This window comes from Streptomyces sp. NTD107 (assembly GCF_059510435.1).
In genome coordinates this window covers 166,653-188,040 of sequence record NZ_JCAJZV010000007.1, presented here as the reverse complement: position 1 = coordinate 188,040, position 21,388 = coordinate 166,653, and the positions used below count along the sequence as shown (strand labels likewise).

The window sequence follows — 21,388 nt, the reverse complement described above, 5'->3', positions numbered from 1 at the left end:
CCTCGGCCGAACACGCGCAGAGACTTTCCCGCCGGCCTCCACCGCAGGGCTCACGTCGGTGTGCCGGTGGGGATCCACAGCTGCAGTTCTGGGAGGAGCACCGGTTCCGGCGGCCAGGACAGCTGCGGCTTGCGGCCGGTCACCTCGCCCATCTCGATCAGCACAGCGTCGGGCGCGCATGCCGCCGCCAGCGGGCCGGTGAAGCGGCCAAGCCACTCGGCGTGTTCAGCACACATGGCGTCGTCGGTGGGCTGAGGGGAATTCCCGTTGGCGACATCCGCCAGGTCGTAGTAATGCTGGGTCACCTTTACCGCCTCGGTGAGACTTTCCCCGGTCAGGAACACCGTGTACTTCGTCAGCTCCCCCAAGCCGCGTGTGTGTTCACCATGGTCCGACAGAAGAACCAGCTCGGTGCCTTCCTCGTCATCACGGGAATCCAGGCAGGCGAGCAGAAAGGAATCGTCCCCGTCGCTGTGGATGAGCCCGAGTCCGGGCACCGGCATCCGCTGGGTCAGCCCAACGGGGGGCGGATCCCCGGCATGCTGCGGCTGGAGACGGGCAGCGAACACAGCGTGCCGACCGCCGCTGCGCCACGCACCCAGGGCCGCGATGCGCGGGCCGTCCCACGCCGCGCGTTCCAAGGACACGCCGTGCATGTTCACGAGCCACGCCGACACCTTGATGCTCGGCATCCAGCACCACGAAGGCCAGGCGCCGTGTTCACGCACCCGCAACTCCTCCAAGTGGGAGAAGACACCGGGATACGACTGGAGAGCGTCCAGCTCCAGCCGGTGCCAGTGCTCGGCCGCGTCGCGGTACAGGCGCGCCAGCGGTCGGCTGTCGGAGCCGAGCTGGTGGTCGAACTCGGCCGGGAAGACTCCGTGGGACGCGGCCCGGGGTGTGGGGGTGGCCTCACCGATCCCGCCCATGTCGATGCCCGGAAGCTCGGCGGTATGAGCAGCGGCACGTTCGGTGACGTCGCGGTGCGCGCTTTCGGAGGAGGCGGCGGTGGCGACCTGGACACCACGACGTTTGGCCTTCTGGGCGGCGAGACGCCGGCCGGTTGATGCTTCGGGCCGGCGTTCGGACACCTCCACACTGTCGCATGTCAGTGCGTACCAGGCGGCCACGACCGCCCGCAGCGGTGTCTGGGAGTACATCAGCCCGGAGGGCACCTGGGCCGGCAGCAGCCGGGAGTCCACCAGTGGTTCGTACGGCAGGTGCAGGTCGAAGTCCGGGATCAGCGGCACCTGCGGCCCGATCCGTTCAAGCTCTGGGCCGCCTCCGGCCCACCACGTCAGATGCACGCCCGGCCCGAAGCCGTCCAGCGGAGGCCCCCAGGTCACGGCCATCAGACCGCCGTCTGCCAGATCGCACAGGGGTGCGGAGCTAACCAGCATCCCTGACGGTGCGGGAAGTACATCGCGGGTGAACGGGAGCGGCATCGAGGTGTCATGGGCGATCGCCTTCACCGCCTCGGCCAGCGGCGTGTCCAAGGCATAGGTGGTTCCGTCACTCACGCGCCGGTCCTCGGCCCGCAGCAGCAGATCGACCTGCCGATCGCGTGAAAAGCCACCCCATTTCGCGGGCATCGTGTAGTTATGCCCCTCTTCGAGAGTGAACGCCCACCAGCTCCGGCCAGATGACCCGCGGAGGAAATCCAGCAACCTGGCACGCAGAGCGGCAGCCTCGTCAGCCAGCGGATGCGCAATCATGACCGGAACTCTAGCCTTCCTGTGCGCAGAACAAAGAGGCCCGTGGTCTCCATGGATCACTCAATGGGCAACGCCCGGCATGGGGGTGGCCGCGAGAGGTTTCCTCTCAACGTCCTTCCCCCGCAGTGTGTTCAGCGATCGCACAGCTGCGCGTGCTGCCAGTAGCGTTGGGTGACTACGGGTGCAGGATCTTGGTCCTCGGGCAGGCTCAGTCGTCGACGTCACCGGTGCCGCCGGCGACCAGGACCGTCCGCAAGCCGCCCAGGGCGATCTCAGCATCCAAGAGGAGACCAGTCTGCCGGCCGGGTCGCTGTATTCGCTGGGGGCGGTGGCCGGTGGGGTCAGTCCCCGAGGCGGGCGTAGAGGCGATCGGCCAGCTCCTGGGCCTGCGGGCCGAGCCGGGACGGCAACGCGCCGGCAGCGATATCCAGCAGCCGCGCGACCGCGACGGCTTCTCCCTGGGTGAGCAGGGGAAGTCGTGGCCCCGGGGCGTCCAGCACCTCTTCGAGGACGGCGTCCGGGTTCTCGCTGGCCGGTTCGGTGGCGGTGGCGGCAGGCTTTGCCGTGCCTGACGCTGAGATGCGGCCGGGGCCGATCACCACCATGCCGCCCGACTGGATGACCGTGCCGGTGACGGTGGCACCCTCGTCGATGTGGTTGTAAACATGCGGTCTGTCGGACATTTCGATCTCCTCATTTCGTGTCGGCGCCGGATTCCGGCATGGGTGTGCCGACCGCGCAGAACCGGGGCGGCCAGCCGGGACGTGCCCCTGGTGGCCTGGGTTCAGCGGATGTGCCGGCGGTACAGGCCGGTCGGGTAGATGTCGGCGCGCAGCGCCGCCTCCAGCTTGGCGAGCGTGGCGACGTCGCAGTAGACCAGGCCGCGCAGGATGCGCGAGATCGTGTTCTGGCCGACGCCGGACCGCTCCGCGAGTGCGGTCTGGACCAGGCCGCGCAGTTCCATGGCCTCGGCGATGCGCAGCGCGATTTCCTGGGCGTAGTGCGCAGCCACAGGGGCGTTCTCGGCCAGGACGGCGCGGGGGAATTCCCCGGTGACGATGTAGCTGGCGGGGAGGTCTTCGGCGCGCATGTCCGTTTCCTCCCATGTCTGATGGTCCACTGGCTGCTCCTCTCATCATCGCGCGCCGGACCCCCGCCGGGTGCGGCGGGCCCATGATTACCGTATACGGTTAACTCGAAGGAGTGAACGGGGGTCACTCCTCACGGCTGGCGGCTGGTCACCTCTCTTGTGACCCCGGGCCTGGAGTCCTCAACTGGGAATGAGGAACCAGTTCGCCAGCTCCTCTGGCCTATCCGTATATGGTTATCTCTGGGTGGTTGCGGAGCTGCCCTTGGCGGACCGGATCATGCCTGTTCCAATCACGGGCCCTGAGCCCTCAGCGGAGGATGGCGCCGGTCCGCCACCCGCCCAGTAGAGAAGGGGAAGGGGGTGAGGGTGTGGCGCGCTGGTGGTGCGGTATTGACTGGTCGGAGACCCGCAACGACGTCGCGGTTGTTGACGAAGCCGGCTCCGTGGTGGCCCGGGCCCGGATACCGGCCACGCCCGAGGGCGTCACCGAGCTGCTGTCCATGCTGTCGGGGCTGAGCCGAAGCCGGCGGTGGAGCCGGCAGCAGGTACCGATCGCGATCGAGACCGATCATGGACTGCTGGTGCACGCCCTGCGGCGAGAAGGGCAGGAGATCATCCCGATCAACCCGTCCGTCGTCACCCACTACCGGGGCCGCACGGGGCCGGGGAAGAAAAAATCCGATCCGGGTGATGCCGTCATGCTGGCCAACGCGGTGCGGGTGGACGGCCATCTCCACCGGCCGATGCACCACAACTCCGAACAGGCGACCGCCCTGCGGATTCTCTCCCACGCCCAGATCCAGGCAACGCAGAGGCGCCAGCAGTATCTTCTGCGGCTGCGCTCCATCCTGCGGGAGTTCTTCCCGTCCGCCCTGGACGCATGGGCGGACCGGCCCGGCGGCATGCTGCGCCCCGAAGCCCGCGCCATCCTGCACGCAGGCCCCACCCCGGCCCGCGCCGCCGACCTCGACATCCCGACCCTGGCCGGCCTCCTGGAGAGCGCGGGCCGCACCCGCCTCATCCACGACCACGCCGTCCTTCTGCGCCGCCACTACCGTGACCCCGAGCAGCGGCTGCGGCAACCCCCCGCCGTCGAGGACGCGCACGGTGAACGCATGCTCGCCACCCTCGGCCAACTCGACCAGGCATGCCGGACCGTCGACACCCTCACCGTAAAGCTCACCGAAGCGTTCTCCGCTCACCCGCACGCGCCGCTCTACCGCTCGTTCCCCGGCGTGGGAGCTTTGCTCGGCGCCAGGCTCCTGGGCGAGATCGGAGACGACCCCACGCGGTTCGCCACCGCCCGCGGGCTGCGGGCCTATGCCGGGGCCGCACCGCTGACCTGGGCCAGCGGCAGCACCCGCGCCGTCACCCACCGCAAGACCGCCAACCGCATCCTCAAAGTGACCGGGCACCAGTGGGCGTTCGCCACACTGACCAGCTCACCGGGCTGCCGACACCACTACGACCGCCGCAAAGACGCCGGCGACCGCCACGCCGCCGCACTGCGCAACCTGTACGGGCGTCTTCTGAGCGCTCTGCACTACTGCCTGACCACCGGCCAGCCCTACCGCGAAGAAGCCGCCTTCCCGCCATCCGGCCGGCACCCCATGGCAAAGCCTGCCTCCCCGGGGACGAGCACCGGCGGCAGCGGCAGCGGCAGGAATACCGGCACCCCCGGGACTGCGGAGAGAAAACCATCCCCGGAAGAACCCAGCCCAACTATCCCGTACGGGAGAAACAGCGCATGACGACGATGACCTGCGGCCTGGACTGGGCGGACCGGTGGGTGGACTGCGCACTCCTGCACCGCGACGGCACCCGGCTGGGGCACACCCGCATCACCTACGCCACCACCCCCGACCCCGTCGCCGCCATCACCGACTTCCTGCGCCAGGCCAACCGGACCCGCTGGCGCACCATCCCCATCGGAACCGAAGACCCCACCAGCCTCCTCGCCCAGGCCCTCACCGCCGCCGGCCTGCGCGTCATCGGTATCGACCCCATGATCGCCGCACGGCACCGCGCCGCCACCACCCAAGGGCACACCAAAGACGACCGCGCCGACGCCTACCTGCTGGCCGACATGCTCCGCCACAAAATCGGCAGCCGGCCCGCCCCGCACGACTCCCCCCACGCCCGCGCCATCACCGTCCTCGCCCGCGCCCAAAGCCGCGCCGTCACCTCCCGCGCCCGCGCCCTCCACCAACTGCGCGCCGCCCTCACCGCGTACTACCCCGCCGCAGTAACCGCCTGGCCCCGCCTGGGACTGCGCCACCCCCAAGCCCGCGCCGTCCTGGCCGCCGCACCCACCCCCACCGCCGCCGCCACCCTCACCCGCGCCCAGTACGCCCATGCCCTGCGCGAAGGAGGACGCTGGCGCACCGTCGACGATGAGGCCGAGCGCCTGCAACTGCACTTCCGCCGCCCCGCACTGAGCACCAGCCCCGTGGCCGAGGCCGCCCACCACACCGCCATGCTCGCCGTCCTCGCCGACCTCAACCACGCCTGCTCCCAGGCCGACCACCTCGCCGACAACCTCGCCGCCACCTTCACCACCCACCCCCACGCCCCGATCATCACCTCCTTCCCCGGCGTGGGAGCCGTCCTGGGCGGGCGCATCCTCGCCGAGATCGGCGATGACCCCGCACGGTTCGCCACCGGGCGCGCCCTGTGCGCCTACGCCGGCGTCGTGCCGGTCACCTGGGCCAGCGGCACCAGCCACCGCGTCACCTACCGCAAGTTCGCCAACCACCATCTGCGCGACACTTTGCACCAGGCCGCGTTCTGCTCGCTGACCCGCTCACCCGGCGCCGCCCAGTACTACCGCGCCCACCGGGCCAAGGGCGCCGGCCACAACGGCGCCCTGCGCACCCTGGCAGCCCGCCTCACCCGCGCCCTCCACCACTGCCTCGCCACCGGCACGCCCTACAGCGAACCGATAGCTTTCCCCGACAACCGGGGCCCACCCGCAGCACCACGAACCACCGCCCAAACACCCGGGGGCGGGTGACGAAGTACCGGACACCCGGCCCTTCTTCTCCCGCCCCCGGCCAAGGGCGGGAAACCAGCAGGGGCGGCGGCTGGTACGGGAAACGCCCAAAACATCCCGGGCCGGCGAATACCGAGCCCCTACGTGGGAATGGCACCCACACCAGTCGCCGCCCCCGCACTACAGGCTGTGGACACCCGCAGACCTGCTCCCCGCACACGCGGGGGTCGCCCTAACCAGGCACTGCTCACCACACATATGGTGGCGCTCCCCGCACACGCGGGGCCACTTCGCCCAAGCGGCGAACACCCCGGTCTGCCGACCCCGGTCCATTCCGGCCGGCAGACCGGGAACCAGACCTCTCTGCCAGCTGCTGGCTGGACCATCGGCATGCCATCCGATCATGAAGTCGGCCCCTTCGCCGCTTGCCGTGACGCCCCTGGGGTGAAAGTCGGATCACGGTCGAAGGACGAGCTGATCCCCGGTGCAGATTAAGTTGAGTTCGGATGCCCCGAGGGCTCCCCGCCCGCCCGGCACCGGCCACTCCCAGCTGACCCAGCCACCACCACCCAGGAGAACATCCGATGACCGACCACTACACGGATCCACCGCCGGTCCAGGCCGAAGCCGTGTGCGCTGCCCTGCGGCTGCTGCGCAACGCCCGGTATTCGACCAACGAAGAGATCGGCGGCGTCACCGACCAGCTGTGGCACGCCGTGGAGCTGATGCGGTGGGTCCTGGACAGGATGAAGACCGAGCGCCCCCACCTGACGGACACCCCGGCCGACTCAGACGCCGCCTGGGAGCAGCAGCGGGACGCCACGAGCCTGGCAATGATGGAGCTCAGCACCCAGCTGTTGGTACTGCGCCAGGCCACCCTGGGCCTGGGGCAGTACGACACCACCCCCACCAGCCCAACCGGCACTAAGGTGTGCGACGCGATCATCGAGCGGGAAACCGACTCCGAGGTCAGCATGCGGTTCATGCCCATCGACCACACACCCCAGGCTGAGCACATGATCGCGTTCGAGACGCCCGCACCCGAGTCGGTTCACCTCATGCAGATCTCCGGGGCTGGATCCATGCCCGTACCGGCGGTCGACGAGGTGGTCTCCGTCCACGGTCACGAGGTGGTGGTGCAGTCAGTGCTCACCGACTACACCCGGAGGGAGGACGGCATCACCCCCGTCATCTACACCACCGTCACCGTCATCCCGCCCGGCTGAACCGCACCGCACCGTGGCTTGGTCGGTGCGGGCCATCCCCACGTCTGGAGCACGGCCAAAGCTCCAGCGCTACCGCCTGCCCAGCAGCCGTTCATCGGAAGGCACCCTGGACACCGGATGGGCGGGATCAAGGAGAAGATCCCACATGGCCCACACCATCGAGTCCAGCAGGTCCGGCGAGTCCTCCGGGTCGCCCTGGCCGACGAACGTCGTCATCTGTTGCTCCAACTCAGCGAACAGGCGGGGCGGCCCCGCGTGGGAAATCCGGGCCTGCTCGTACAACTGGGCGACGGGCGCAGCCCTTGCCCGCTTGCCGCGCGTCGCGTGAACGATGCGCCATGCCACCGTGGGGTCAACCTGCTGCAGCAGTGCGGGCAGGTAGTCGCCGCCGTTGTTCGCCTCGATCACCACGCAGTCGGCCTGGTGCTCGTGGTAGAGGGCCGCGGCCCGCTTCATGGCCTGGGTCGGGGTGTACCGGTCCTGCTCGGTGTGGAGTACCCACCCGCGGGGACGGGCGTCGCCGTAGAGGGAGGCCGGGGGCAGACCGCGCCCGGCGACGGTGAACGCCGTACGGTCGGCGTTCTCGTGTGACTTGGTGGCCGGGTCCACCGACACCACCACCCTGTTCAACTCCGGGACGGCCGCCCGCGACACTCGGAAGCCTTCAACCTCCAGCATCCAGCCCTGCCACAGCGCACCGGGCACGTCTTCCAGCAGCTCACCGGCCAGCTCCTGCCGCCCCAGGCGCGTGCCGGCGTACTCTGTCTCCAGTTCCTCACGCGCGGCGGCCGACAGGTTCGCGTCGTTGTCGCTCATGTGGCCGCGCACCACGACAACCCGCGGCCCCGGGCCCCGGGCTGCCTGCTGACGGCCGCGCTCTACCAGCTTCTTGACGTGCGGCAAAGGCTTCGGCGTCGTGGAGATCACCACCTGCGGAGTCGACGCCTCCCGCAGGCAGAACCACAGCATGTCGTAGACCTCTTGCGCGGTCAGCCGGTTCCACGCCGCGTACTCGTCCAACCAGGCCTTATCGAAGGCCCACCCACGCAGGTTGTCCGGCGTCTCCGCGCCGAAGCCCCGGATGACGGTGCCGTTCCGAAGCCGCAACGCTGTCTCGCCCAACGACGAGTTGTAGCGCAGGACCTGATCCGGCTCGATCACCGACAGCAGCCCCGACTTCGGCGACTCGAAGCAGATGTCCCGCACCAGCGTGGCGTTCTTCGCGACCACGGCGAGCTGCTGGCCCGGCGTCGCGGCCCAGGTCCGCAGCATCTCAGCAGCGGTACGGCTCTTGCCCCAGCCGCGTCCGGTGCACAGCATCCACACCGTCCACAGCCACGCCGGCGGTCGTTGCGCAGCCCGCGCGTGGTGGTGGAGCCAGCCCCGGTGCGGCAGCCCGCCGCACCCAGGCAGGTCGCACGCCCACCGGCGGGCGGAGACCTCATCCGCCCGCAGCAGTTCCTGCACCTCGCGCAGCAGTTGTTCTTCGCTCATCGACTCCGGGGCAGGCAGCCCCTCGGCGGCGATGCGCTTGGCCCATCCGCGCGGCCCGCTCACCGCTCCTCCTCCGGTGAGCCGAGGCGCCGCTGGAGTTCACGTCGCAGGTGATCCATCCGCGTGCGGCGTTCCTCATCGGTGAGAACCACAGCACCGGCCGTTCCCTCCGGGTCTCCGCCGGCATCCACGACCGGCGCCGACTCCAGGGCCCGGCGTTCGATGTCGGCGGCAACCTGGAGGTAGCGCAGCAGGTCACCAGGCGACAGTTCCCGCACGTCCAGGCCCTGCAACCGAGCGACGGCCTTGCCCATCACCGCCTGGGCCACCCGCGCATGCCGACGGGCCACATCGCGCCGCGCCTGCTGGACCTCGACCTGGAACTGCCGGTCCTGCTCCCGGTCGAACGCCGCCGCCCGCATCACCCACCCGTGGGCCCTCGACCAGCGTCCCAGCAGCGCCCTCGACTTATGCACCTGCTGTACCACCTTCGTGATACTCCGGCCCGGCCCCAGATCGCGGTACACAGCGAACGCGGCGAACGCGGGAGCGGACTCATCGCCCTGCTTCTCCCACGGATCGGACACGGGCGGCCACCACTACCGGTCGCTGGAGACGGCCTCGGCCATGACCTCCAGCGCCGCCCACGGCTCGTTCTCCTTCACCACGCCGTCCGCGACCAGCCGGTCAATGGCAGCCCGCACCGCGGCGGCCGTCTCAACCGGCAGCGTCCGCGTGCCGAACACGGTCTCCACCGGGGCCGTCCCCTTACGGGAAGCTGTCCTCGGCTCGGCGTCGTACCACCCGGCCGACAGACTCCCCAGGTTCTGCTCGAAGACGTCGAGGACCACCCCGAGCGCCGTTGCCGTGTTGCCGACGTTGTAGGCCCCACGGGCACTCTCCAGCGCATCCAGTACCGGCTCGTACTGCTCGAACGCCGCCATCCACCTCTGGTCCGCAGGGGTCACCTGACGCGCCGCGTCGAGAGCCGCCTCCGCCCGGGCCAGCTCATCGGGCAAGAACACGATCTGGACGGAGGCAAAGTCCAAGCTGGCCTCGCCGAGGCTGGACACGTCAACCTTCGTCATCAGGTCCAGAGCACGGTCATCAAGGCCGCTGTACTGGCGCCACTCGACCGACTCCAGCTCCTCATAGAGTTCCTTGAGGATCGCCGGGTCATCCTGGCCGGCTATCGCGTTGTGGGACAGCTGCAACGCGATCTGCCGCTGACGGGGAAGAGGGTCGGTGATCTCCAGCCAGCCAACCTGGCCCAGCCCGGCCTCGATGGAGGCGAGCACCCGGTGGTTGCCGGAGAGTACGACACGACGGTGGTTGGGTTCGTCGTGCCACACCAGAGGCGTGGACGTCAGGCAGCCGTCACGCCGGATGTTCTCCACCAGCTGCTGAAACTGCTCGTGCGGCAAGAACCTGGCGTTCAGGTCGAGCAGCGTCAGGTCACGCGGATCACCTTCCCTGTAAACGGGAGGGGTGAGGGGAGTTGCGTCGTCCATCGATGTCACCTTTCCGTGTGAGCGTTGTCGCGGCGGCGGCCCCACCGCTGGGTCCAGGTCTCCAGCGCGGCGGCAAGGTCGTGGCCACCCATCAGCCCCTGGTACTGCAGCTGGTAGCGCCAGTTCCCGTCCGTGGCCGGGGACCTCTTGGTCAGCCGCAGCAGCCCCCGGTACTTCATGGACACCGGCCGGTCGGTGAACGCCGTGGTGGACACCGCCCGGACTCGGCGGGAGAACGCCCGCTGGCACAGCAGTTGGGCTTCGCTGCTCGTGGCCGCCAGAACGATCAGCTTCGACAGGCGCGGGTAGTCCGTGGGCGCCACCGCGAAGTCGGAGAGCATGTACGCCTCGTCCGGCGTGTAGCTGCTCGGCGACATGGCGAAGACACCGATGACCTTGCCGCCGGCCTTCACCGCGACCGCCACAGCCGCGGCGCCCGGAGCTATCCGCGGTGACAGGTAGCGGGATCTCAGGGCGTTGAACTGGCCTACGGTGAGCGGCGCGAGGGTCAAGGGGCCGCTGATCTCGTGCCCCTGGGCGAGGCGGGGCGCGGTCACCGGCTGGATGTTCTGGCGCGGCGCCACGATGCGTGTGCGCGCGTCCGAGGCGTACACGTAGAAGGGCGCGGCCCGGGGGGTGGCTTTGATGACGCCCCGCAGGTGTGGGCGTAGTTCCGGCACGTCGTGGTTGGAGGCGGTGAGCCAGTAGGGCCGGTTGGTGATGGAGGCGAGGACGTCAACGACGTCGGCGTCGCTCAGCGGCTCGTAGGTGGGGGCGTCCCAGGTGAAGTGTTCCTCCAGGGGCTCCCACATCTTCTCGTAGCCGCCGCCGTAGAAGGGGGGAAAGGAGCACACCGGGGCGTCGTCGGGGACGGTGCGCAGCCAGGTCCGGACGTCCTCGGCGGTGTATGAGGCCAGTCGTAGTTCGGTTGCGCCGAGGCGGTCGACGGTCTGTTGGTGCAGGGCTTCCCACTGGGTGCGGTAGGAGGCGACGACGCGGCGGTGCCACAGGCCCTCCTTCCGTACGGAGGCCAGGAAGTGTGTGCCGAGCATCAAGGTGGCGACTGTTCCGGGGCCGTCGTCCAGGGAGTCGGCGAGCCAGCCGAGTTCGTCCGTGCTGTCTTCCCGCAGCCGTATGCCCGTGGGCTGGCCGGTGAGCCAGCGGCCGATGGCCGATGTGTAGATGGAGACGTCCGAGGAGTGGAGGTCGAAGCCCATCCCCTCCGCTGACCGCTCGATGGTGAAGTTGCCGCAACAGGGCACGTAAAGGGGGCCTTTGGGCCAGGTGCCGGCGGTCTCCTTGACGATGGATCGCATGGGTTGAGGGATGGTGCCTTGGAACATGCCTGCACTGCCTCTTTCTTCGGGGGCCAGGTACAGCAGTGCGCCTGCCCCGGGCCGCTGGCGGCGGTCGGGACAGGCGCACCATGTCTCGCGCATAGACGATGTTACGCGCCAGAGATGTCACCTATCTCTGGCAGTGGTTGTGTGCCGTAGGGATCCGGCTGGGGACGCGGGACGCGCCCGGGGGGCGCCCCGGGCAGGGCCAGTTGTTCGGGCCCTTCGCCACTGGCCTTGGCGAAGTCTTCCGGTTCCATCTCCAGCCAGTTGGGGCGATGTTTCATATCAGCTCTCCCTGCATCCACTGATCAGCCACGGGGCCGATCTCCCGGACGTCATCGCCGGTGACCTCCTTCCACCACGTCGCGAAGATCCGCCGGTGGCACCACTCACCTGGCTGAGAGAGGTCTTCGAAGCACAGGAGCACGAGTCGGTGGTTCCGCTCCGTGGCAGCGATACCGTTCAGGATGTCGGCAATTCTGCCGTGCCCGACGCTCGCGAGGTCCTGCCGGTACGCCTCAATAAAGCGGGCCTGCGACTCGCGGAAATACTCACTGCGAGGAGCCAGCACCGGTACCTGGTGTGTGAGTGGGTAGCCGAGTTTGAAACGCGGGTTTCCGCGGGTGATCCGCACAGGCACGCCCAGGTTCGGCTGGAAATCCTGATAGCGGCCGGTGAATAGGCTGATCACGTCTGCTCTCCGTTCTCTGAGGTGCGCCAAGCGGGCTCGGGGCACTGGAAGGGGCACCACATGCCGGTTGCCCCGGGAGGCCCGGGGCAACGGCACCCTGTCAAAGGGGCCTGGTGGTACGCGGTGGGTGCGGTGAACGTCGACCGCACCCGGACGTACGTCCTACTGCTTGGCGCTGGCGGCCGGCTTGGCCTGAGTGGGCTTGGCCGCCGCCTTCGCCTGGCTCTGGGCGGGCACAGTTGCGGCCGGCTTCTTCGCCGCCGTGCCGGTGGCCTTCTTGGCGGGGGCGGCCGGCTTGGCCGCCGCCTGCTTCGCGGGCACAGCCTTGGCGGGCTGCGTGCCCCCCTTGGCCTTGCCGGCGCCGGCCGACGCACCGACGGCGGCGTGGGCCTGGGCGAGACCCTTCACCTTGCTCATGTGGAGACGGGCCGCCTGCACCTGGCGGTACAGACGCTCCATGGCCATGGCGTACCGCTCGGCCTGGGGACCCAGGATCACGGCCAGGTCCTCAATCTTCTGGCCAAGAAGTTCTTCCAGCAGCGGCGTAACGTGCACGTCGAGGGCAGAGAGCTTGTCGCCTGCCTCCTTCTGGCGCGCCTCGGCCTCCTTCTGCTTCGCCGCCTTCTTTTCCTCGCTTTCGGGTGCCTTCTCCGAGATCATCGAGAGCTGGGACTCGCGCATGCGCAGGCCCTGGGCGAAGTGGGTGGCATCCTGCTCGGTGGCGAAGTCGCCACGCACGTAGCGGTGGGCGACGATCAGCTGATTGTTCTGGCCGAGCTGGGCGATATGCCAGGCGAGGTTGGGCTTAACCTTGCCCTCGTTGACCAGCTTGCCTACCTCCTCGCACAGGGTCAGAAGCCCCAGCCGCCAGCTCACGTGCGTCTCGGTCTTACCGAAGCGCTTGGCGATCTCCTTGTCCTCCCACCCAGCCGACCGCAGGTCGGCGAAGGCGCCGGCCTCCTCCAGGATGGTCATGTCCTGGCGGTTGATGTTCTCGGAGATAGCCAGGATGAACGCTTCCATCGAGTCAAGGTCGTCGCGCACGATGGCCGGGATGGTCTTGAGGCCAGCCGCCGTGCAGGCGCGCCAGCGCCGCTCGCCCAGGACGATGATGTACTTGCCGTCGCCGTCGTGGTCATCGTCCGCCGGCCGGACCGTGATGGGCTGGAGGAGGCCGTTCGCCTTGATGGAGGCGGTCAGCTCCTCCAGCGCGGCCGGGTCGAACCAGCGGCGGGGCTGGTCGACATTGCGGTCGATCAGGGAAATGGCAATGTCCTGGATGGGGAATTCTACGGAGGTCTCGTCCTCCTGGACTTCGGGCGTCTGGCTCTTGGCGTCCGACATTTACTTTCTCCATTTCAGTGTGTTGCCCCTTTTTGGGGTACTTATATCTTATATTCAATACACCTAAAAGCAAGTTAGAAATGAGCACACGCAGAAATAATCAAATTAATCCGGTCCGGAATTTCCGAGAAGAAAAGGCCCCGCGTGCCGACTGGCACGCGGGGCCTTATGCCGCGCGAGGGGCTACACCACTGCGGGGCCGCCCATGGGGACGGCCGGCTCTCCTCCGGGAGGGGCGCGGGGGGTCGGCCGCCCGGAGGGAGATGCGGTGGGGTACACGCGGTGCCATCAGCTGCGGATCGCCGCACTCGCAGCTGTGACTTCATGAATGTAGCGCACCCTTGTAAAGATGTCACCTATCTTGCGCTGCGCTTAGAGGAGTCTGATGCCCCATCAGTCCTGCTCCGGTCGTCGGGCTCGGGCGGAAGGAAGGCGAGCTGGCGCACAACGGATTCGGGCACGTCGTCATCGGTACTCCCCTGCTGGCCCCCCAGCACCCGGGGCGACTGCGCCGCCAACTCCGCTATGCGTCCAGCCCGTACGTTCGCCACGCATATCCTCCCGCCGATCCGGCAGGGCCCGTCCCCGCTGACGGCCGGGCGATGAGATGGAGGAGGCGACAGGCACGGCCGTCGCAGCTCCCCAGGTCACCCAGCTCTCCTGAGTTCCTGCGGGGCATGTAGCCCTTGTGACGCTTGTGACGCTATCGACACAGGGTGACCGAATGAAAGCGCGGTCATGCACGATCTGAGCCGACGGGTTGTCATGTATGCACAGCGAGGGCGGCCCTTCCCCGGCATATGCCCCAGCTCTAAGGCGTAAGGCAGAGCACCCCGGCCGAACTCGGCAGCCTGCTCAGCGAGGGCGTCCGCATGAAGAACACCGGGACGAGCCTCCCCCCTGCGGCTATGCCTTCGCGCGTGCCAGGCGGTGACCACGGCCACCGCAGTCAAGATCATCACTCCAGAGCGTTGACATAGATACACGGCTCGTTATGAGATGGAAGCGGTTACCCAAACGTGGCAAGAACATGCCGGGTGACTTTGGGGAGGAGGGCGGGCGGCGCTGAGGCCGCCACAGGCTGGCTACGCATGCTCGCCCCGTTCGGAATGTGGATAAGGGGGGTGGATGCTGGGTGCCGATTGCCTCCCAGCGCACACGGTTCCGGGACGGTCTGCTGGACCTGATACACGGGCAGGCAGCGGCGCCGAACACGTACAGCGTGCTGAAGTGGCTCGCGTCCCGTCTCAGCGGCCAGGTCGCACTGCTCGACCAGTTCGGCAAGCCCAGCCTGGTCGCGCCGAGCATGGCTCCCTGGGTGCCGGCGGGTGATCACTTGGTCAAGTCGCTGATCTCGGGGAACCGGAGAGCTGGCGTCCTCGCCCTGCCCTCCCGGACACTCGCTCTCGTCGCGGTCGGAGTCAAGGCCCCCCATCAGATCCTGGCGGCCTCCAAACCAGGCACTTTCAGCCCGGCCGAGACAGATCTCGTGAACCGGGTATCCGACGTTGTGGCCTTGGTGCATGACGTCGCCGAAGTCGCTGACCGGCAGTCCCGTCAGCGGCGGGCCGACGAGGAGATACGACGAGCCGCGCTGCAGCTGCTGCTGGCCGGCCAGCCCGAGCTGGCCCGCCGGTGCATCACCCCGATCAGCCCCGCATCGGCCCGCAGCCTGGCCGACACCGTTCGGGTATACCTGGTGAGTTCCGGGGGCGAAGGTGAACAGGACCTGCCCGACCTCACCACTGCGCTGGAAGAAACGCACAGCTTCGCCGGCCCATGCCCTGCGCATCCCGGGCATGCGCTGGTCCTCGTTCCCGCCAGTTCCCCGCAGCACGACGAGATTGACGCTGTCTTACACCGGTTCACCGACGCCGACCCCCGGCGGCACCTGAGCGTCAGCTGCCCCCATCGGATCGACGGAGCGGCCGACGCCTATCGGGAGGCGCACCAAGGACTCGGCGTTGCCCGCCATCTCCCCCAGCGCACCTGGCGCTTCGACCGCGACACGTCCGCCGGCGCTGTCCTGGGCGACCGTGCCGCCCTGTGGGCAGCCCACTATCTCCGTCCGGTCCTCGACCTGGAACCCGCCCTGCGCGAACCGCTGCTCCGCACGGTGTGGCTCACCCTTAGATTCCCATCTGTGCAGGTAGCCGCCATGCTGGGGCTTCACCGCAACACCGTCACGGCCCGCCGAAACCGGATTAACCAACTCCTTGGCCTCCGATCGCAATGCCTGCGGGGAAGAGCCGTGCTGGAGCTGGCCCTGCAGATCCACGGTCGCCAGCCGGCACTCCTGGCGCGACAGGACGGAAGCGTCCGTCTCACGGAACTGCTGACCCACAGCCCTCTGCGATCCTGGGCGCGCGCATTCCTGGCGCCCGTCATCAACGAGCCTGCCCTCGCACACCTGCTGCACCTACTCGCCGCCTGGCTCTCGCACGACGCGAGCATCGACCGCACCGCCCAGCACCTCGGCCTCCACCCGCAGACGGTGCGGCGCCGCCTGCGCCGCGCCGAGGAACTCCTCGGCCGCTCGCTCCTGGGCGCCAGCCCGACCGGCGCCTACGACATCGCCATCGCCCTCGCCGCACTCGGCAATCCCGTGGAATTGCCCGATCGCCCCCAGTGATGTGCTGCCCCGCCCAGGCAGGCTGTTGCGCCACCCTACCGGGGTCCCGTATCTGTGGCCCGAACTCCCCCTGTCGGAACGGGTTCTCCTTCCCGACAGGGGGTAGTTCAGTTAATCAGTGCCGTAGCCAATCGAAAGTTCGAAGGCCGGAACCGGGGAGTGATCAACAGGCGTCCAGCCCATGTCGATCATTGCAGCGGGATCAAAGCCGAACATGAGAGCGTCGGAGAGAATGTTATTTATCTGGTCGCTGACCTGATCAACCTTTTCGTTCTCTTCAACAGTCAGGGACTCAGTTCCGTTGAAAAGAATTGTGGCTACAAATTCCCTGCGGTCCAACATTTCAATGTGAATGTGAGTGGCCTGCGAGAACTGGCCCCGAACTACACTGCCGATGGTCGTGGCCACCCGGGCCAGAAGGTAGTAGCGGGCTGCCCGTACCTTTTCGTGAGCATCAATAAGTCCGGGGTCATTTGCCGTGAACTTGGTGACGTCCAGGTACTCGTTCATCGTTCTCCCTTTCAGGGTGGAGGCTTTGCTTCTTCAATCATCCTTTAATAAAAAACCAACCATGGCAATAGTTGACACAAATTAATTCCATTAAATATTTCCATGGCATTACCTATTTCGCAAGGTGTCGTGTGGCAACGTCGAAAGGGCGCAACGGCGCCGTCACATCATTGCGGCGCCTAGCCCCCCACCCTGCCCGCTGTAAGACGCGGCCCCTGCGTAAGAGGCAGCCAGTTCAACAGGCCGCGCCAGATCCATTTGCGGCAGGAGAGGGGGGAATAGCTGCCGGCGCTGCATAGTGCACACCCATGGAAATCGCGTTCGCGAGGCTTCTGGCCGCGTCGTCAGTTCATTCCGTGCTTACAGCGCCCAGTTGACGCCAGCGCAAGGCGACACGTTCGCTGTCCACCGTACGAGAGCCGCGGGCCTTGGCCTTGTAGACGTCGATGCGTTCCAGCATGAGCGTGCACAGACCGCGGCGGGCCGCCAACGGTGCGTGCTGCCACCACCGGACGAGGTCCGGGACCTCTCCCACGGGCACGTGCCGTACTTGCTCCAGCATGCGCGCCTCATGGGCCGTTTCTTTGATCTTCCGGGTCAGAGCTTGGTCGGCGGCATGGAAGGCACGTCGCGAGACTTTCGAGTCCGCGTACTCGGCGCCCAGCTCCTCCTGCGTCACCTTGAGAGCTTCGATCGACTCACGCAGGCCCGTGGCTTGGACGAGCAATCTCTCCCGAGCATGCGCAATGAGTACGGCTACCTGGGGCTTGGCCAGCTCGGCGAGGACATGCTCCCCCACGAACTGTTCCAGCCCATCGGCGTTGATGCGGACTTTGCCGCAGCCCCCAGGGTGCTGCTCGGTGGACGGCTGACACCGGTATCCGCGGGCGCCGGAGTTCGATGGTGAGGATCCCATCGGCTTCGTGCACAGGCCGCAGTGCAGGATCGCACCGCCGAAGAGATAGTCAGCTGCCTCGCGTCGGGTTCCGCGGGCTTCGGCCCGTTGCCGGCGGATCTCTTGCAAGTGGACAAAGCGTCCAGCCGGGATCGCCGCAGCGCCGCCGCTGGGCATCAGCGTTCCGTCTTCGGCCCGCACCAGGCCCCCGATGGCCGGGTTCTCCAGAACCGCCCCGACACGGTGCGGACTCCACGGTCCGCCGACCGAAGTGGTGTAACCGGAATCGTTCAGCCACCGGCTCAGCTCGGTGTCGCCCTGTCCCAGCTCGCAGCGGTTGGTCATCTCCACGATCACGCGGACCTCCGACTCACGGGGCTGCCCGTGTCCGCTGAACCCGTACAGCCGCGGCATTCGTCTCCTTGCGTCGAGCACCGACCCCGTTTGTCCCGACCGAGTGTAGCCAAGATAGGTCACATCTTTATAGCGATCCCCGGTCCATCTGCGAGGACCGGGGATCAACAACAACGATCACGCACCCCTTAGCGACGGTCAGGACCTGGCGTCGGGCACCCCCAGAACCCTCCACAGGTCGAGCGTCGCCACGCGGACGGTCTCTCCCACAGGAACGGTCGCCACAGGGAACTCACCCTCCCTGAGCAGGGAATACGCCTTGTTCGCCGATATGCCCAGGGCCTTCGCGGCCGTCGTCACGTTCACCGTGGTCGGGAGCGCACGCAGCTCGTCAACAGTCATCGCATTCATGCAAGTTGTCGCCGTTCTCCCCCACGCCAACTTCCCCAGAGCGTACGACACCTGTCCAACACACCGACACAGGCTGATCAACATCGCGCAACCCCGACTCAGGGAAGAAGCACGCGCGGCCAAGCAGCCAGACCACTGGCAGCACGGCACCTGGCACGCAGGGCTACCGCACTCGGCCGGTGACGCTGGGCTGCCGCCACATGTGACGGAGAGCGAGACGTGTTCGAGGACAAGACCTACAAACGCTGTGCATGCAAGGGTGCCCTCACCGATGCCCGGGGCCGGGCCAGGCTCGACCAGGCCGGCAATCAGAAGATCGGTTACCTGGACAGGAAGTGCCCCCAGCTGAAGAAAAGCACACACGGATCCTGGTACTACGCGTTGGAAGGCCCGCCTGGTCCCGCAGGACGCCAGCGGTTGCGTCAGGGAGGGTTCCGCACCCAAAAGCGGGCTGCCAAGGCGGCGAAGGATGCTTACCAGGCGGCGGAAGCCGGCATGGACTTCTCATCCGATGAAACCGTAACCGAATACCTGGAGCGCTGGGCCGACACCGTCGACGTCAAGTTCACCACACGCGGGAGCTACAAGGATTACGTGAGGTTGTATTTCACGCCGCACCTCGGTCACCTGAGGCTCCGCCAGCTCAGACCGCTACACATCCAGGAGATGTTCACCCAGATCGCGCTGGCCAACGACGCGAAGGAACATAACCAGACGCTCGCCAAGCAGGCCAGAGAAGCTGAAGTGGCTGCTCGCACGGCGTGGCGGGAAGCCCTCAAACCCCGTGACCCCCGGCTTCGCGCAGACTGGCACGCCGCGAAAGCCGAACTCAAAGAGGCCCTGGCACGACCCCGCCGCATCACCGGCGCCGCCACACAGAAACGCATCAAGATCACCCTGTCCTCAGCCCTGAACACCGCCCACCGCCAACGCCTCATCACCGAAAACTGGGCCGCGTTCGTCCTCACTCCCAAGGTCAAAAAGCCGAAGCCGCTCGTCTGGACCAAGCCCCGCGTCGAGTTGTGGCACGCGACCGGGAAGAAACCAGGTCCGGTCATGGTCTGGACACCGAAGCAGGCCGGACGATTCCTCGACTCCGTCGTGGACGACCGCCTCTACGCCCTGTGGCACCTGCTCCTCATCCACGGCGTACGCCGCGGTGAAGCGTGTGCGCTGTCCTGGTCGGAAGTCGACTTCGACGAAGGCGTCATCCACATCACCGAAGAGATCGTCACATTCGCCTACGAGCCCCGCGAGGACACCCCCAAGTCCGACCGCATCCGGACCATCACCCTGGACCCTGTCACCCTCGAACTCCTACGCCTGCGCAAGCTGGAGCAGGAAGCCGAACTCCGCACCTGGGCACAGAGCACCGGCGAGACGGTGCTGACCGGCCGGGTGTTCACCCTGGAAGACGGCACGACCTACAACCCCAACTACTTCAGCGACCGCTTCGAGACCCTCTACAAGCGGGCCGGCCTGCCGCCCATCCGTCTCCACGACACCCGCCACACCTCAGCCACCCTCTCCCTGCGCGCCGGCGTAGCCCCCGTCGTCATCCAACGGCGCCTCGGCCACGCGACTCTCTCCATCACCTCCGACATCTACACCGGTGTCCTCCCCTCCGTCTCCCGGAAAGCCGCCGCAGACACCCTCGGCGCCGTACCCCGCCAGCGCCCCCACTCCGGGCCAGCCAAGGGCGGAAAGAAGGACAAGAAGAAGACCAAAAAGAACCGAACTGACGGACACAACTTCGACGGCGCCACTACGGTCAGCGACCCCTACGCCTTCAATCGCGCGCTCAACCAGGAGGCGGCCTTGGTCCTCGTCACCGACGGACACTCGCCCGCCCAGTACGACCAGCAACGCCGCATCAAGAACACCGGCTTCGATATGGGGCTCCTCCCGGAGATCACCGAGTGGAACCCTGACCCGAAGATCATCATCACCTTCCCGATTCCCGAACCCGACAGCGCCCAGACCGACCCTGATGCCCGCAAGCGGGCATGGGACCACCACCGCCAGCAAGCCCGACAGCTACGGGACGGCTGCGCAACCGCTCTCGCCACCGCCGGCTGGACCATCGAACCCGGCGAAGGCCCCTTCCTGCGCGCCGCGCCGCCCGCGGCCGTACGCCTGGACGCCCTCGACACCCTCAACGAGTAGCCAACATCCCGCTGTAACACGGAACAGGGCCCCGGACACGACCGGGGCCCTGCGTCATTCCCACTCAAACCTATGCGGCGTCACCTTGTAATGACTCCACACCTGGTCAGTACCAGGCAATACCCGCGGCATGCGAAACGCACCCTCACCGAGAACAGAATCCCGCTCGCCACCCCACCGAGACTGCGCGCGATTCACCGCCTCCAGCACGTCCTCGCTTACGAGCACTCGACGCGACTGCCCACCCTCAGACGGAATCACGAGAGCTGCACTCTCACCGCCTTCGAATCGCAGTTCCGCAATATCACCACATCGCAGCCCTGCTTCAAGCAGGTCAGCAACACCTTCCGCTGTCGTGCCAATCCGACTCACAACCCAACTCCTTTGTGATCAGGTGAAGTTAGCCAGCCTCTGTCATTATCTCGCTCAACAGGCCAGCTTCTCCAGTTCATCGACGCTGTACACACAATGGGAGGAGCACCCGGCGATGTGCTTCGGCCTACGGCTACGGTCAGTCTCCTTCGCAAGTGCAAGGAGAGCACTGCGCCCCCAGCGTCGCACGCACTTCAACCGGGCCCAGCGCCGTACAGCCGTCGTGCCTGTGCGTCCAACCCGCCGCCCGTCGCTGCGGACTCTGGGGACAGCCTTGCGAGAAACGCCCAGGTCTTCATGGGTCTTTCCCAGTCTCTCGTCCCCAGGACGGACCCAGAACAGGCTCTCCGAGCGGCTTCAGTGGCCTGCCGATGACAGGGATCTGGAGTCCGAACATGGAAAAGCCCAGGTCACAGTGCATGTGACCTGGGCTTCCGGCTGAGCCGCCTAAGGGAATCGAACCCTTGACCTACGCATTACGAGTGCGTCGCTCTGGCCGACTGAGCTAAGGCGGCGGGTGGTGCGTGTTGAGTTTACATGGGTGTGGGGGGTGGGGTCACACCGCGGCGGCGGTGGAGGAGGTCGTCGGTGGCCGCGCGGAGGGCGCGGAGGCGTTTGGCCCAGCGGTGGCAGTCGGGGCACTGC

At 67.4% G+C, this 21,388-nt stretch carries 17 protein-coding genes and 1 tRNA gene; 5 read left to right on the top strand and 13 right to left on the bottom strand.

Annotated elements, in window-relative coordinates; genetic code table 11:
* Nucleotides 1–50: 50 nt before the first annotated feature.
* The 3 genes from AC5WRL_RS16540 to AC5WRL_RS16530 form a co-directional block, all read right to left on the bottom strand.
* A complete protein-coding gene (locus AC5WRL_RS16540) occupies nucleotides 51–1,715 on the bottom strand; it encodes a hypothetical protein (RefSeq protein ID WP_496089298.1) in 1,665 nt (554 codons plus the stop codon).
* A 341-nt stretch (nucleotides 1,716–2,056) separates the two neighbouring features.
* Nucleotides 2,057–2,398, bottom strand: coding sequence for a hypothetical protein (locus AC5WRL_RS16535; RefSeq protein WP_496089297.1), 342 nt, complete (start codon nucleotides 2,396–2,398; stop codon nucleotides 2,057–2,059).
* A gap of 101 nt (nucleotides 2,399–2,499) precedes the next feature.
* The gene (locus AC5WRL_RS16530; RefSeq protein WP_496089296.1) at nucleotides 2,500–2,835 is read right to left on the bottom strand and encodes a helix-turn-helix domain-containing protein; all 336 of its coding nucleotides are present in this window, start codon (nucleotides 2,833–2,835) and stop codon (nucleotides 2,500–2,502) included.
* Nucleotides 2,836–3,173: 338 nt separating this feature from the next.
* Between AC5WRL_RS16530 and AC5WRL_RS16525 the strand changes: the two genes are divergently transcribed.
* From AC5WRL_RS16525 to AC5WRL_RS16515, 3 genes are all read left to right on the top strand, one after another.
* Nucleotides 3,174–4,556, top strand: a complete 1,383-nt coding sequence (locus AC5WRL_RS16525; RefSeq protein WP_496089295.1) for an IS110 family RNA-guided transposase — start codon at nucleotides 3,174–3,176, stop codon at nucleotides 4,554–4,556.
* Nucleotides 4,553–5,818, top strand: a complete 1,266-nt coding sequence (locus AC5WRL_RS16520; RefSeq protein ID WP_496089294.1) for an IS110 family RNA-guided transposase — start codon at nucleotides 4,553–4,555, stop codon at nucleotides 5,816–5,818. Before AC5WRL_RS16525 ends, AC5WRL_RS16520 begins: the two co-directional genes overlap by 4 nt.
* Nucleotides 5,819–6,381: 563 nt before the next feature.
* Nucleotides 6,382–7,023 carry a hypothetical protein gene (locus tag AC5WRL_RS16515; protein ID WP_496089293.1) on the top strand — a complete coding sequence of 214 codons (642 nt, stop codon included), beginning with the start codon at nucleotides 6,382–6,384 and terminating at the stop codon, nucleotides 7,021–7,023.
* A 69-nt stretch (nucleotides 7,024–7,092) separates the two neighbouring features.
* Here the strand turns inward: AC5WRL_RS16515 and AC5WRL_RS16510 are convergent, their stop codons facing one another.
* From AC5WRL_RS16510 to AC5WRL_RS16485, 6 genes are all read right to left on the bottom strand, one after another.
* On the bottom strand, nucleotides 7,093–8,580 hold the full coding sequence (locus AC5WRL_RS16510; RefSeq protein ID WP_496089292.1) for a phage terminase large subunit family protein: 1,488 nt from the start codon (nucleotides 8,578–8,580) through the stop codon (nucleotides 7,093–7,095).
* Nucleotides 8,577–9,104 (bottom strand): hypothetical protein, encoded by a 528-nt coding sequence (locus AC5WRL_RS16505; RefSeq protein ID WP_496089291.1) that lies wholly within the window; start codon nucleotides 9,102–9,104, stop codon nucleotides 8,577–8,579. The genes AC5WRL_RS16510 and AC5WRL_RS16505 overlap by 4 nt, the downstream gene beginning before the upstream one ends.
* Before the next feature lie 12 nt (nucleotides 9,105–9,116).
* Nucleotides 9,117–10,028: a ParB/Srx family N-terminal domain-containing protein gene (locus tag AC5WRL_RS16500; protein WP_496089290.1), complete on the bottom strand. Its 912-nt coding sequence runs from the start codon at nucleotides 10,026–10,028 to the stop codon at nucleotides 9,117–9,119.
* A gap of 5 nt (nucleotides 10,029–10,033) precedes the next feature.
* Entirely contained in the window at nucleotides 10,034–11,371 is a 1,338-nt protein-coding gene (locus AC5WRL_RS16495; protein ID WP_496089289.1) for a putative antirestriction adenine methyltransferase, read from the bottom strand.
* A gap of 277 nt (nucleotides 11,372–11,648) precedes the next feature.
* On the bottom strand, nucleotides 11,649–12,059 hold the full coding sequence (locus AC5WRL_RS16490; RefSeq protein WP_496089288.1) for a hypothetical protein: 411 nt from the start codon (nucleotides 12,057–12,059) through the stop codon (nucleotides 11,649–11,651).
* A gap of 162 nt (nucleotides 12,060–12,221) precedes the next feature.
* Complete coding sequence (locus AC5WRL_RS16485; RefSeq protein ID WP_496089287.1) at nucleotides 12,222–13,403, bottom strand: ParB/RepB/Spo0J family partition protein; 1,182 nt, start codon at nucleotides 13,401–13,403, stop codon at nucleotides 12,222–12,224.
* A gap of 1,135 nt (nucleotides 13,404–14,538) precedes the next feature.
* Here AC5WRL_RS16485 and AC5WRL_RS16480 point away from each other — a divergent pair.
* Nucleotides 14,539–16,035: a helix-turn-helix domain-containing protein gene (locus AC5WRL_RS16480; RefSeq protein ID WP_496089286.1), complete on the top strand. Its 1,497-nt coding sequence runs from the start codon at nucleotides 14,539–14,541 to the stop codon at nucleotides 16,033–16,035.
* A 111-nt stretch (nucleotides 16,036–16,146) separates the two neighbouring features.
* On the opposite strand, the gene AC5WRL_RS16475 is transcribed toward AC5WRL_RS16480, so the two are convergent.
* From AC5WRL_RS16475 to AC5WRL_RS16465, 3 genes are all read right to left on the bottom strand, one after another.
* Nucleotides 16,147–16,545 carry a hypothetical protein gene (locus AC5WRL_RS16475; RefSeq protein WP_496089285.1) on the bottom strand — a complete coding sequence of 133 codons (399 nt, stop codon included), beginning with the start codon at nucleotides 16,543–16,545 and terminating at the stop codon, nucleotides 16,147–16,149.
* Between the two features lie 349 nt (nucleotides 16,546–16,894).
* Nucleotides 16,895–17,797: a recombinase zinc beta ribbon domain-containing protein gene (locus AC5WRL_RS16470; RefSeq protein ID WP_496089284.1), complete on the bottom strand. Its 903-nt coding sequence runs from the start codon at nucleotides 17,795–17,797 to the stop codon at nucleotides 16,895–16,897.
* 195 nt (nucleotides 17,798–17,992) lie between these two features.
* Entirely contained in the window at nucleotides 17,993–18,196 is a 204-nt protein-coding gene (locus AC5WRL_RS16465; protein WP_496089283.1) for a DNA-binding protein, read from the bottom strand.
* A 228-nt stretch (nucleotides 18,197–18,424) separates the two neighbouring features.
* Between AC5WRL_RS16465 and AC5WRL_RS16460 the strand changes: the two genes are divergently transcribed.
* Entirely contained in the window at nucleotides 18,425–20,371 is a 1,947-nt protein-coding gene (locus tag AC5WRL_RS16460; RefSeq protein WP_496089282.1) for a tyrosine-type recombinase/integrase, read from the top strand.
* An 813-nt stretch (nucleotides 20,372–21,184) separates the two neighbouring features.
* Here AC5WRL_RS16460 and AC5WRL_RS16455 read toward each other — a convergent pair.
* Nucleotides 21,185–21,258, bottom strand: a tRNA-Thr gene (locus AC5WRL_RS16455).
* Nucleotides 21,259–21,388 lie beyond the last annotated feature (130 nt).

What these genes read in the sequence shown, in the direction of transcription:
- AC5WRL_RS16540 (WP_496089298.1), bottom strand. Translation starts at nt 1,715, where the DNA reads ATGATTGCGCATCCGCTGGCTGACGAGGCTGCCGCTCTGCGTGCCAGG.
- AC5WRL_RS16520 (WP_496089294.1), top strand. Translation starts at nt 4,553, where the DNA reads ATGACGACGATGACCTGCGGCCTGGACTGGGCGGACCGGTGGGTGGAC.
- AC5WRL_RS16500 (WP_496089290.1), bottom strand. Translation starts at nt 10,028, where the DNA reads ATGGACGACGCAACTCCCCTCACCCCTCCCGTTTACAGGGAAGGTGAT.
- AC5WRL_RS16495 (WP_496089289.1), bottom strand. Translation starts at nt 11,371, where the DNA reads ATGTTCCAAGGCACCATCCCTCAACCCATGCGATCCATCGTCAAGGAG.
- AC5WRL_RS16475 (WP_496089285.1), bottom strand. Translation starts at nt 16,545, where the DNA reads ATGAACGAGTACCTGGACGTCACCAAGTTCACGGCAAATGACCCCGGA.
- AC5WRL_RS16465 (WP_496089283.1), bottom strand. Translation starts at nt 18,196, where the DNA reads ATGACTGTTGACGAGCTGCGTGCGCTCCCGACCACGGTGAACGTGACG.
- AC5WRL_RS16485 (WP_496089287.1), bottom strand. Translation starts at nt 13,403, where the DNA reads ATGTCGGACGCCAAGAGCCAGACGCCCGAAGTCCAGGAGGACGAGACC.
- AC5WRL_RS16515 (WP_496089293.1), top strand. Translation starts at nt 6,382, where the DNA reads ATGACCGACCACTACACGGATCCACCGCCGGTCCAGGCCGAAGCCGTG.
- AC5WRL_RS16535 (WP_496089297.1), bottom strand. Translation starts at nt 2,398, where the DNA reads ATGTCCGACAGACCGCATGTTTACAACCACATCGACGAGGGTGCCACC.